Source organism: Pseudomonas sp. GP01-A4, assembly GCF_058780865.1.
The window spans coordinates 1-12373 of record NZ_JBYSWF010000116.1 but is presented as its reverse complement, the minus strand read 5'-3'; the positions used below and the strand labels follow the sequence as shown (position 1 = coordinate 12373).

Below are 12373 nucleotides of genomic sequence, written 5' to 3'. Positions count from 1 at the left end.
GGCTTGCCTGCGATGCAGACACCTCGGTGTATCAGGCAGACCCAGTTGATGCCATCGCAGGCAAGCCAGCTCCCACATTTGACCGTGCCCGCTTACTTTTGCGCTGTTCAAAAGTGAGCCGCTGTAAGAGCGGAACCCATATCAGCCATCACCCAAATAACGGATATGTACTCACCCCAGAGTCCGTAACAAAACCGTCATCCCCCTGGGCTAGGCTCGCGGGCTTGAATGCCCCCGAGTCCCAATCCATGTTCAAAGGCCTCCTATACGCCGCGCTGCTGTTCACCCTGACAGCCCACGCCGAAACCTGGCCGGAGAAGGAATGGTCCCAAGGCCAGCCCCTGACCGGCCCGGCAGCCAAGGCCTTGGATGACTACGCCTTCCCACCCCGCGATGACACCACCCGCAAGGGCGTCCGCACCGACGCCTTGCTGGTCATCCGCGACGGCCAGATCATCTACGAACGCTACGCCGCCCCCATCACCGCCAGCACCCCGCACCTGACCTGGTCCATCAGCAAAAGCCTGATGGCCACCGTGCTCGGCGTGGCCTTCGGCGAAAACCGCTTCAAACTCACCGACCCCGCCGCGCGCTTTTACCCGCCGATGAAACAACACCCCGGCGTGACCATGGCCGACCTGCTGCACTGGGCCTCGGGCCTCGACTGGCAGGAAGACTACGAATACGCCCCGCTGAAATCCTCGGTGGTCGCCATGCTCTACACCCGCGGCCACCACGACATGGCCGAGTTCGCCGCCGACACCGCGACCTCCAGCGCCCCCGGCCAGGCATTCCGCTATTCCAGTGGCGACAGCAATATCCTGTCCGCCACCCTCAAGGGCATGCTCGGCCACAAGGCCTACGTCGACTACCCATGGACCGCCCTGTTCCAGCCACTGGGCATCCGCAACGCCACCTGGGAAGGCGATGCCGAGGAAACCTTCGTCGCGTCCTCATATGCCTACCTCACCGCCCGCGACCTGGCCCGTGTCGGCCTGCTGATGCAGCGCGACGGCCGTTGGGGCGAGCAACAGTTGCTGCCCAAGGAGTGGGTCGCGTTCAATCGCCAACCGTTCGACAAATACAAGGCGGGCCAGGACGAAGCCGTTCCGGGCGGCCAATGGTGGCTCAACCGCGAAGTGCAGGGTGCCGCCAGACCCTGGCCGGACGCGCCCGCCGACACCTTCGCCGCCCTCGGCCACTGGGGGCAGGCGCTCTACGTGATGCCCGAAAAACAGCTGGTCATCGTGCGCTATGGCGACGACCGCGACGGCAGCTATCGCCACAACGAACTCCTCAAACGCGTCCTTGCAGCGGTGCAACCATGATCCGCCGTCATCCCTTCATCAGCCTGTTGACCCTGCTGTTACTCGTGTTGCTCGGCTGGGTCTGGCACGAGCGGGTCAACCTGCAAGCCTTCCCCGACATCATCGCGGCCTACACCGCCAAGGAGTACTGCTCCTGCCGATATGTGGAAGGCAATCCCGCTGATTATTGCCTGGGTTATGTGAAGCAATACGTGCCCACCAACGCCTTCACCGACAACCCTGAAAAACACCTCGTGACCGCCAGCGGCCTGGGCCGCACCCACAGTGCCCAATGGCTGGGCCAACGCGAGGGCTGCCGCCTCTTGCCCTAATGCAGCCACAGGTGGGGCTGAGGTTCCACAGGGTGGAACCACCTTTGATTGTCCTCCTGCGCACATCGCGGTTATCTGGCGGTGTGCAACGAAAAAGAACGGGAACACCCGCCTGCGAGGAGAATCACCATGAGCCCACACCAGCACATCCTGGATTGGCTGAGCGATGTCGCCAGCGACCTGCACGCCGTGCGTCAGGACATTCACGCCCACCCCGAACTGGGTTTTGAAGAAAACCGCACCTCCGCCCTCGTGGCGCAATCCCTGCGTAACTGGGGCTACGAAGTCCATACCGGCATCGGCCAGACCGGCGTGGTGGGTGTGCTGCGCAATGGCAGCAGCTCGCGCAAGCTCGGTATCCGCGCCGACATGGACGCGTTGCCGATCATCGAAAACACCGGCGCCAGCTACAGCAGCCAACACGCCGGCTGCATGCACGCCTGCGGCCATGACGGCCACACCACCATGCTGCTGGGCGCCGCGCGTTACCTGGCCGCGACCCGTCAATTCGACGGCACCCTGAACCTGATTTTCCAGCCCGCCGAAGAAGGCCAGGGCGGCGCCGAAGCCATGCTCGCCGACGGCTTGCTGGAGCGGTTTCCCTGCGACGCATTGTTCGGCATGCACAACATGCCGGGCTTGCCCGCCGGCCATCTGGGCCTGCGCGTTGGACCGATGATGGCCTCCCAGGACCTGCTCACCGTGACCCTCGAAGGCGTCGGTGGCCATGGCTCCATGCCGCACCTGACGGTCGACCCGCTGGTGGCCGCCGCCAGTATGGTCATGGCATTGCAGACCGTGGTGGCGCGCAATATCAATGCCCAGGAAGCCGCCGTGGTGACCGTCGGTGCCCTGCAAGCGGGCCAGGCGGCCAACGTGATTCCCCAGCAAGCACTGTTGCGTTTGAGCCTGCGTGCCCTGGATGCAAACGTGCGTGAACTGATGCTGGAGCGGGTCAAGGCGATCATCCTGACCCAGGCCGCGAGCTTCGGCTGCACCGCGCAGATCGAACATCGCCCGGCCTATCCGGTGCTGGTCAACCATCCCGAAGAAACCGTATTCGCCCGCCAGGTCGGCGTCGCCCTGCTGGGTGAAGATGCCGTCGACGGCAACACCACCAAGCTGATGGGCAGCGAAGACTTCGCCTGGATGCTGCAACGCTGCCCCGGCAGCTACCTGTTTATCGGCAACGGCGTGTCGCGGCCGATGGTCCACAACCCCGCCTATGACTTCAACGACGACATCCTGTTGACCGGCGCCGCCTACTGGGGCGCGCTGGCCGAGAGCTGGCTCAAGCCCGCCTGACGACCTCTTTTTTCTGCCGCTGGACCCTTTTCCGACTGGTTGAATGGAGTGTTCCCATGCAGGCTTCAAAACAAGGTGTATCCCGCACCCGCCAGGTGGTGGCGGCGGTGATCGGCAATGCGCTGGAATGGTATGACTTCATCGTCTACGGCTTTCTCGCCAGCATTATCGCCCGGCAGTTTTTCCCCTCGGAGGATGAATACGCCTCGCTGCTGATGGCCCTGGCCACCTTTGGCGTCGGCTTCTTCATGCGCCCGGTGGGCGGGATTCTGCTGGGCATGTATTCGGACCGCAAAGGCCGCAAGGCCGCGATGCAACTGATCATCCGGTTGATGACCATCTCCATCGCCCTGATCGCTTTCGCCCCCAGCTATGCTGCCATCGGCATGGGCGCGCCGATGCTGATCGTGGTTGCGCGCATGCTCCAGGGCTTTGCCACCGGCGGTGAATACGCCAGTGCCACGGCGTTCCTGGTGGAGAGCGCGCCGGCCCATCGCAAGGGCCTGTACGGTTCCTGGCAGTTGGTGGGACAGTGCCTGGCGGTGTTCGGCGGCGCGGCGATGGTGGCGTTGGTCACGCACTTCTTCGAGCCGCAAACCCTTGAAGTCTGGGGCTGGCGCCTGCCGTTCATCTTCGGCTTGCTGATCGGTCCCGTGGGCTTGTGGATCCGCCGGCACATGGAAGACCCCGAGGAATTTATCGAGGCACGCAAACAGGCCAAGGGTGCGGCGCCGAGCTTGATGGACGTCATCCGCGACCACCGCCGCAGCATCTTGGTTTCGATGGGCCTGGCCTGTGGTGCAACGGTGTCGTTCTACGTGGTGCTGGTGAACATGCCGACCTTTGCCCACAAGAACCTCGGCCTGCCGCTGGACCAGGTGTTGATGGTGCAGATGTTCGCGGTGGCGCTGATGACCGTGGTGATTCCGCTGTCCGGCCTGCTGTCGGATCGGTTCGGTCGGCGCCCGGTATTGATGGCGTTCACCCTGGCGTTTTTTGTGATGGTGTACCCGCTGTATGTGTGGGTCGCGGCGGCACCGTCCATCGAGCGTTTGCTGGTGATGCAGGTGATGTTGTGCACTGCCATCGGCGGCTTTTTCGGCCCGGCGCCGACGGCCCTGGCCGAGCAGTTTCCCATCGAAGTACGCTCCACCGGGGTGTCGGTGGCTTACAACGTGGCGGTGATGGTATTCGGGGGCTTTGCGCCGTTGATCGTCACCTGGCTCAGCAAGGTGCTGGGCACGCCGGTAGCCCCGGCATTTTATGTGCTGTTCGCTTGCGTCCTGACGCTGCTGGGCACTTACTGCATGCATGAGGCGCCACGGGCGAAACGACCGGCGCCGTTTTCCAGCGAGGTGAAACCTTGAGTATTGTTGAACTGGATGCCATCGAACTGTCTCGGGCGATCCATGCGCGGCAGGTGTCCTGCCATGAAGTGATGCAGGCGTATCTGGCCCAGGTCGAACGCTTCAACCCGACGGTGAATGCGCTGGTCTCGCTGCGCTCCCATGAGGACGTGCTGGCCGAAGCGGCGCAGCGTGATCGCGAGTTGGACCAAGGCCAATCCCGTGGCTGGATGCACGGCATGCCCCAGGCGATCAAGGACCTGGCGGCGACCCGGGGCCTGCGCACCACCCTCGGTTCGCCGCTGTTCGCCGAGCATGTTCCTCAAGAAGATGCGATCAGCGTGGCGCGGGTTCGGGCCAGTGGCGCGATCATCATCGGCAAGACCAACGTGCCGGAATTTGGCCTGGGCTCGCAGACCTACAACAGCGTGTTCGGTACCACCGGCAACGCCTATGACCCGCGCCTGGTGGCCGGTGGCAGCAGCGGCGGCGCGGCGGTGGCGCTGGCATTGCGCATGCTGCCGGTAGCGGATGGCAGCGACATGATGGGCTCGCTGCGAAACCCGGGGGCGTTCAATAACGTATTTGGCCTGCGTCCGTCCCAGGGTCGGGTGCCTCACGGGCCGGCGCCGGAGCTGTTCGTCCAGCAACTGGCCACGGAAGGCCCGATGGGGCGCAGCGTGGCGGATGTGGCGCGGCTGCTGAGTGTGCAGGCCGGCTACGACCCTCGGGTGCCGCTGTCGCTCAAGGAGGATCCGGCGGTGTTGGGTGAGCCATTGCAGCGCGACTTCAAGGGTGCACGCTTGGGCTGGCTCGGGGATTACAACGGTTACCTGCCGATGGAAGACGGCGTGATGAGCCTGTGCGAATCGGCCCTCAAGGACTTCGCTGCGCTGGGTTGCGAGGTCGAGCACTGCCAACCGGAATTTTCTCTGGAACGCCTGTGGCAGACCTGGCTGGTGCACCGCCATTGGCTGATCCAGGGCTCCCTCGGCGCGGCCTACGCCGACCCGCAAAAACGTGCACTGCTCAAGCCGGAGGCGCAATGGGAAGTGCAGGGCGGATTGCAACTGAGTGCGGCGGACGTTTACCAGGCTTCGATCAACCGCAGCGACTGGTACCGCGCCCTCGGCAAACTGTTCGAACGTTACGATTTCCTGTTGCTGCCCACCGCCCAAGTGTTCCCTTTCGATGCACAACAAGCCTGGCCACGCCTCGTCGCAGGGCGCGAGATGGACACCTACCATCGCTGGATGGAAGTGGTGATCGGCCCCACCCTGGCCGGCCTGCCGAGCATGAACGTGCCGGTGGGTTTCAACCCCCAGGGCTTGCCCATGGGCCTGCAGATCATCGGCCCGGCCCAGGCGGACAGGGCAGTGTTGCAACTGGCGTACGCCCACGAACAACTGACCCGCTGGGTGCAGCGGCGCCCACCCGCTTGCCTCTCGGCGACCGGTTGAGCCGCGACGGGCCTGTATCTTGCTGTGAAATCAGATCATCCATCGGCATCAAGGAGATCGACACATGGGCAGCGACGCCGAGACGGGAACCGTACGCTCAGTAGGGCGGGCACTGGCGATCATCGAATTGCTCGGCGAGCATCAGGCGCTGGGGCTGGAAGAGTTGCATTACCTGACTCACCTGCCCAAGGCCACGGTCTCGCGGATGCTGCTGACCTTGCAGGAACAGGGCTGGATCTATCGTGGACTCAGCGACCGGCGTTACCGCCTGCGGGCCAGACGGTTGTTCGGCGACACCCAGCAACGCTTCAAGCGCCAACTGGTGGAAAGCGCCGCGCCGTGGCTGCTGGACCTCAGCGAACGCACCGGCCTGGTGGTGGACCTGTCGAGCTTCGACGGCGAACGCCTGGAGGTGATGGAAAGCGCGATCCCCACGGTGCTGCGCAAGCTCTACCCGAACAATTGCCAGATCGTCGGCCAGCACGCCAGCCTGTTTCATTCGGCCATGGGCAAGGCGTGCCTGGCGCAATTGTCGGCGGATGAAGTGCAGCGCCTGGCCGGTCGTGAGCATGTGGCGGAAGACGATCAATACCGGGCGTGTGAACAATCCCAGCACCAGGGGTTTGGCCAACGCACCGAAGGCTACTGGGAATACCCGGTGCGCCTGCCGTTCCTGATTCGCGCGGTGGCCTTGCCGGTGCGGGCCAATGGCCGGTTGGTGGGCAGCATGGCGCTGCATTGGCCGATGGATCAGGCACCGGTGGAACGGGTGCTGAGCCTGCACCTGGCCAGCCTGGAGTCGACGATTCGCGATGTGCAGCAGGCGTTGGCCTGACCACCGTTCCCCCGTAGGAGCGAGCTTGCTCGCGAAGAACTCACAGGCACCGCGTTCATTCAGAATGCCCGCGTCATCGTTGGCAACCTTCGCGAGCAAGCTCGCTCCTACAGGAGGTCTTTGTTACTGTTCGCCCAGGTTTTTTGCCCCACGAGTCTTTATGTCCCTGTTCAAACCCATGGCCTTCCTGCTGCTGGCCGCTGCCGCCGTGCCTGCCCATGCCGACTGGTACCTGGACAACGAGTCCTCGCGCCTGTCGTTCGTCACCACCAAGAACACCGACATCGCTGAAGTGCAGCGCTTCCTGGTGCTGCATGGCAAGGTCGACAGCAAAGGCGCGGCGCAGCTGGAAGTCGAACTGGAGTCGATCAACAGCGGCATCCCGCTGCGCGACGAGCGCATGCGCAATGAGCTGTTCGAGATCAAGACTTTCCCGGACGCGGTGATCAATGCGCAGATCAACCTGCAACCGATCAACGACCTGGCCCCCGGCGCGCAATACGAGCTGCGCCTGCCGCTGTCGGTGACCCTGCACGGCAAGACCCAGGCCTACAGCACCGAATTGCTGGCGACCCGCCTGGATGACCGACGCTTCCAGGTGGTCACCCTGGAGCCATTGGTGGTGCACGCCGAGGATTTCGATTTGCTGCCGGGGGTAGCCGCATTGCGCAAGGCCGCCGGGCTGTCGCAGATCAGCCTGTCGGTGCCGGTGGGTGCGGTACTGATTTTCACGGCGCGCTGACATGAGCGGCGCAGTGTTCCCGTGGCGCAGCGCCAACCGTTTCGAGCTGATGGTCGACGGCCCTAGTTTCTTCCCACGCATGCTGGAAGGTATCGCCCAGGCTGAGCAACAGGTGGCGCTGGAGCTGTATCTGGTGGAGGCGGGCGCGTGTGCCGAGGCGATGGTTCAGGCCCTGGTGGCGGCCGCCGAACGTGGCGTGCGCGTACGTTGCCTGTTCGATGACTACGGCAGCCTGGCGTTTACCCTGGGCCTGCGTCGGCGGTTGATCGATGCCGGGGTGGACCTGCGATTCTACAACCGCCTGAGCTGGCGCCGCTGGATGCGCAACCTCTATCGGGACCACCGCAAGCTGTTGTTGATCGACCAGACCATTGCCGTGGTCGGCGGCACCGGCGTGACGGATGAATTCTGGACGCCTGGGGAAGACACCGCCGATTGGCACGAAGTGATGGTGCAGATTCGTGGCCCGCTGGTGCTGGATTGGCAGGCGTTGTTCGACCGTCAGTGGCTGGCGAACGACGATCGTAGAGCCTGGAAACCGGCCACGCATTTTGGCCTGCCACGGTTGCCCAAGGTGCCAGCGACAGGACCGGGGCTGGGGCGTGTGGCCTATGCCGACGCCCGCCAGCATCGGGATATCTTGCAGTCACTGATCCGCGCGCTGAACAGCGGCCACCAGCGTATCTGGCTGGCCACGCCGTATTTCCTGCCGACCTGGAGCGTACGGCGTGCCCTGCGCCGGGCGGCGGGGCGCGGGGTGGATGTGCGTTTGCTGTTGACCGGGCCACGTACCGATCACCCGTCGGTGCGGTATGCCGGGCACCGTTACTACCCGCGTTTGCTCAAATCCGGGGTGCAGATCTTTGAATACCAGCCGTGCTTCCTGCACTTGAAAATGGTGCTGGTGGACGATTGGGTGAGCATTGGCTCGTGCAACTTCGACCACTGGAATCTGCGCTTCAACCTGGAGGCAAATCTGGAGGCGCTGGACCCGGAACTGACGTTGGCGGTGGCGGGGAGTTTCGAGCGGGATTTTGCCCTGAGCCAGGCGGTGAGCCTTGAGGCATGGCAGTCGCGGCCATTGTGGCGGCGGGTGAAGCAGCGGGTGTGGGGGTGGATTGATCGGTTGGTGGTCAACCTGCTGGACCGCCGCGGATAAGCCAGAATACCCCAATCAAATGTGGGAGCGGGCTTGCTCGCGAAAGCGGTGTGTCAGTCACCTGATGTATCAACTGATCCACCGCATTCGCGAGCAAGCCCGCTCCCACATTTTGACCGGGCAAGACTTTAGAGCAGTTCGAAGCTCTGCTGCTTCACATCCTGCGAATCCAACCCGATCTGCACATTGAACTCGCCCGGCTCAGCCGCAAACTTCAGTTGGGTGTTGTAGAACTTCAAGTCTTCCTCGGTGATGGTGAAGTGCACCGCGCGCTCTTCGCCCGCCTTGAGCATGATCTTCTGGAAGTTCTTCAATTCCTTCACCGGGCGGATCATCGAGCCGGCCACGTCCTGGATATACAGCTGCACCACGGTTTCACCATCGACCTTGCCGGTGTTTTTCACCACCACGGTGGCGTCGAGCTTGCCGGTCTTGTTCAGGGTGGTGGACGACAGCGCCATGTCCGACAGGCTGAAACTGGTGTAGCTCAAGCCGTAACCGAACGGAAACAGCGGCCCGGTGGTGTCATCGAAGTACTGCGAGGTGTAGTTGCCCGGCTTGCCCGGAGTGAACGGCCGGCCAATGCTCAGGTGGTTGTAGTAGGTCGGAATCTGCCCCACCGAACGCGGGAAGGTGATCGGCAGCTTGCCCGACGGGTTGTAGTCACCGAACAGCACGTCAGCGATAGCGTTGCCGCCTTCGGTGCCGGCGAACCAGGTTTCCAGGATTGCGTCAGCCTGTTCGTTCTCCTCGACAATCGACAGCGGACGGCCGTTCATCAACACCAGCACCAGCGGTTTGCCGGTGGCTTTCAAGGCCTTGATCAGGTCGCGCTGGCTCTGCGGGATGTTCAGGTCGGTGCGGCTCGACGATTCGTGGGACATGCCACGGGACTCGCCCACGGCGGCCACGACCACATCGGCGCCTTTGGCGGCCTTGACGGCTTCGTCGATCATGTCCTGGGACGAGCGCGGGTCATCCACTACTTCCGGGGCATCGAAGTTCAGGAAGTTGAGGTAGTCGACGACTTTCTTGTCGTTGGTGATATTGGCGCCACGGGCATAGATCACCTTGCCCTTGTCGCCGATCACGGCGTTCATGCCGTCCAGCAGGGTCACCGATTGCGCGGGTTTACCGGCAGCGGCCCAGCTGCCCATCATGTCGATCGGCGCCTTGGCCAGCGGGCCGACCAGGGCGATGGTCGCGTCCTTTTTCAGCGGCAGGGTGTTGTTCCGGTTTTTCAGCAGCACCTGGCTGCGGCGTGCCACGTCACGTGCGTCGGCGCGATGCAGGCGGCTTTCGGCGTAGGTGTCGGCCGGGTCATCCTCGGCCTTGCCGATGCGCAGGTACGGGTCGGCGAACAGGCCCATGTCGTACTTGGCGCCGAGCACTTCGCGCACGGCATTGTCGATGTCGCTCTGTTCGATCTCGCCGGACTTCAGCAGGCCGGGCAATTCCTTGCCGTAGAGCGAGTCGTTCATGCTCATGTCGATGCCGGCCTTGATCGCCAGCTTGGCGGCTTCACGCCCGTCCTTGGCCACGCCGTGCTTGATCAGCTCGAAGATCGCACCGTGGTCGCTCACGGCCAGGCCCTTGAAGCCCCAGTCCTTGCGCAGCAGGTCGTTCATCAGCCAGGTGTTGGCGGTGGCGGGTACGCCGTTGATCGAGTTCAGCGCAACCATCACGCCACCGGCGCCAGCCTTGATGGCGGCGTGGTAGGGCGGCAGGTAGTCCTGGTACATCTTGACCGGGCTCATGTCGACCACGTTGTAGTCGCGACCGCCTTCCACCGCGCCATACAGGGCGAAGTGCTTGACGCTGGCCATGATGCTGTCGGCCTTGGCCGGGCTGCTGCCCTGGAAGGCCTTGACCATCACTTCGGCAATGCGCGAGGTCAGGTAGGTGTCTTCGCCAAAGCCTTCGGAGGTACGGCCCCAGCGCGGGTCGCGGGAGATGTCGACCATCGGCGCGAAGGTGATGTCGAGGCTGTCGGCGGCAGCTTCCTGGGCGGCGATGCGCCCGGAGTGGCCGATGGCGTCCATGTCCCAGCTGGAAGCCAGGGCCAGGCTGATGGGGAATATCGTGCGGTGGCCGTGGATCACGTCATAGGCGAAGAACATCGGGATCTTCAACCGGCTGCGCATGGCTGCGTCCTGCATCGGACGGTTTTCCGGGCGGGTTATCGAATTGAAGGTGCCGCCGATGCGACCGGCGGCGATTTCCTTGCGGATCAGTTCGCGGGGCATTTCGGGGCCGATGCTGATCAGGCGCAATTGGCCGATCTTCTCATCAAGGGTCATCTGCTTGAGCAGGTCACTGACGAAGGCGTCCTTGTCCTTGAGCACTGCGGGCTTTGTTTCGGCTAATACGGAATGAGTGGCCAAACTGACAACAAGGCCCAGCAAACACAGCTTCTTCATGAAAATCCTTTCTCGCAGCCTTGGGACCGGAGAGCGTCTATTGTTGTTCGGGTGTTGTTCAGATAAATACCGCACACTTCTGAACTCTTATTGGCGCTGGGCATCTTTTAGCTGATTGGCACGATGCAATCCAGTGGGTGGTGGCGGATTATGCCCTAAGCCCGTGGCTAACGCGTCAGTCGGTAAATTTCATAGGTTTGGCAGGAGAAACACCATGCAAGCAGCACAAGGTTACCGTTGGGGCTGGAAGGCCGTGGCATTGATACTGGTGAGCACCGTGCTGAGCGGTTGCGGCATCAACAAGATCCCGACCCTGGACGAACAGGCCAAGGCGGCCTGGGCCCAGGTGCAGAACCAGTACCAGCGGCGCGCCGACCTGATCCCCAACCTGGTGGAAGTGGTCAAGGGCTACGCCGCCCATGAACAGGACACCCTGACGGCCGTGATCGAAGCGCGGGCCAAGGCCACCTCGATCCAGGTGGACGCCAGCACCCTCGACAATCCCGAGAAACTCAAGCAGTTCCAGCAAGCCCAGGACGGTTTGAGCGGTGCACTCAGCCGTTTGATGGTGGTGTCCGAGCGCTACCCGGACCTGAAGGCCAACCAGAACTTCCTGGCCCTGCAATCGCAGCTTGAAGGCACCGAAAATCGCATCGCCGTGGCCCGCCGCGACTTTATCCAGGCAGTGCAGGCCTACAACACCGAGATCCGCACCTTCCCTGGCCGCCTGTGGCACAGCGTGATGTACAGCGACTTGCCGGTCCGCGCCAACTTCGAGGCCACGAGTGCCGATGCCGATAAAGCGCCGCAAGTGAAATTCTGATGGGCAAGCGCGCTTGGCTGATGGCGGCGGTGCTGCTGGCCTTCAGCCTGACCGCCCAGGCCGCCCTGAATTTCCCGGCCCTGACCGGACGGGTGGTGGACAACGCCCAGATGATCGACCCGGCCGTGCGTGCGCAGCTGACCCAGCAGTTGCAGGCGCTGGAGCAGACCAGCGGCGACCAGATCGTGGTGGTCACCGTGCCCGACCTGCAAGGCGTGCCCATTGAAGACTTCGGTTATCAACTGGGCCGCGCGTGGGGCATCGGCCAGAAGGGCAAGGACAACGGCGCCCTGCTGATCGTCGCCCGGGATGAGCACAAGATTCGCATCGAAGTGGGTTATGGCCTGGAAGGCGTGCTCACGGATGCGCAGTCCTGGGTGATCATCAACCAGGTGATCGCCCCGGCGTTCAAGGCGGGCAACTACAGCAAGGGCATCAGCGACGGCGTGGCGGCGATGCTGCAGGTGGTGGGCGGCGATCCGCTGGCCGTACCGGCGCATGTGTCCGAGGCCAACTTCGCCAAGCAAAACCCGGGCATTTCCATTGGCCTGTTCATCCTGTTGCTGGCAGTGTTGTGGCTGTGCAATCGCATGGGCCTGCCCGTTGGCGCTATCCTGCTGGCGATTCTCAGCAGCGGTCGTGGC

The 12373-nt window shown here is 63.3% G+C and carries 11 protein-coding genes; 10 read left to right on the top strand and 1 reads right to left on the bottom strand.

Going from position 1 to position 12373, the window contains the following annotated elements:
- Positions 1-248 precede the first annotated feature (248 nt).
- The 8 genes from AC3WKX_RS33195 to AC3WKX_RS33160 all read left to right on the top strand — a co-directional run bounded on the left by AC3WKX_RS33195 (position 249) and on the right by AC3WKX_RS33160 (position 8486).
- A complete protein-coding gene (locus tag AC3WKX_RS33195; protein WP_102606432.1) occupies positions 249-1328 on the top strand; it encodes a serine hydrolase domain-containing protein in 1080 nt (359 codons plus the stop codon).
- Entirely contained in the window at positions 1325-1639 is a 315-nt protein-coding gene (locus AC3WKX_RS33190) for an amidase (RefSeq protein ID WP_102606431.1), read from the top strand. The genes AC3WKX_RS33195 and AC3WKX_RS33190 overlap by 4 nt, the downstream gene beginning before the upstream one ends.
- 129 nt (positions 1640-1768) lie before the next feature.
- The gene (locus AC3WKX_RS33185; protein ID WP_102606430.1) at positions 1769-2944 is read left to right on the top strand and encodes a M20 aminoacylase family protein; all 1176 of its coding nucleotides are present in this window, start codon (positions 1769-1771) and stop codon (positions 2942-2944) included.
- Between the two features lie 56 nt (positions 2945-3000).
- Complete coding sequence (locus tag AC3WKX_RS33180; RefSeq protein ID WP_087692639.1) at positions 3001-4311, top strand: citrate-proton symporter; 1311 nt, start codon at positions 3001-3003, stop codon at positions 4309-4311.
- On the top strand, positions 4308-5750 hold the full coding sequence (locus AC3WKX_RS33175; RefSeq protein ID WP_102606429.1) for an amidase: 1443 nt from the start codon (positions 4308-4310) through the stop codon (positions 5748-5750). The genes AC3WKX_RS33180 and AC3WKX_RS33175 overlap by 4 nt, the downstream gene beginning before the upstream one ends.
- Before the next feature lie 64 nt (positions 5751-5814).
- Positions 5815-6585 carry a helix-turn-helix domain-containing protein gene (locus AC3WKX_RS33170; RefSeq protein ID WP_003209157.1) on the top strand — a complete coding sequence of 257 codons (771 nt, stop codon included), beginning with the start codon at positions 5815-5817 and terminating at the stop codon, positions 6583-6585.
- A gap of 160 nt (positions 6586-6745) precedes the next feature.
- Positions 6746-7327 carry a YceI family protein gene (locus tag AC3WKX_RS33165; RefSeq protein ID WP_102606428.1) on the top strand — a complete coding sequence of 194 codons (582 nt, stop codon included), beginning with the start codon at positions 6746-6748 and terminating at the stop codon, positions 7325-7327.
- 1 nt (position 7328) lies between these two features.
- Positions 7329-8486 carry a phospholipase D-like domain-containing protein gene (locus AC3WKX_RS33160; RefSeq protein ID WP_102606427.1) on the top strand — a complete coding sequence of 386 codons (1158 nt, stop codon included), beginning with the start codon at positions 7329-7331 and terminating at the stop codon, positions 8484-8486.
- 128 nt (positions 8487-8614) lie between these two features.
- Here the strand turns inward: AC3WKX_RS33160 and bglX are convergent, their stop codons facing one another.
- A complete protein-coding gene (gene bglX, locus AC3WKX_RS33155; RefSeq protein WP_008430891.1) occupies positions 8615-10906 on the bottom strand; it encodes a beta-glucosidase BglX in 2292 nt (763 codons plus the stop codon).
- A gap of 214 nt (positions 10907-11120) precedes the next feature.
- On the opposite strand from bglX, the gene AC3WKX_RS33150 reads away from it, so the two are divergent.
- Both AC3WKX_RS33150 and AC3WKX_RS33145 read left to right on the top strand, forming a co-directional pair.
- Positions 11121-11729, top strand: coding sequence for a LemA family protein (locus tag AC3WKX_RS33150; protein WP_003209150.1), 609 nt, complete (start codon positions 11121-11123; stop codon positions 11727-11729).
- Positions 11729-12373: TPM domain-containing protein (locus AC3WKX_RS33145; protein ID WP_102606525.1), on the top strand; the 645-nt coding region annotated here is incomplete at its 3' end. The genes AC3WKX_RS33150 and AC3WKX_RS33145, both read left to right, overlap by 1 nt.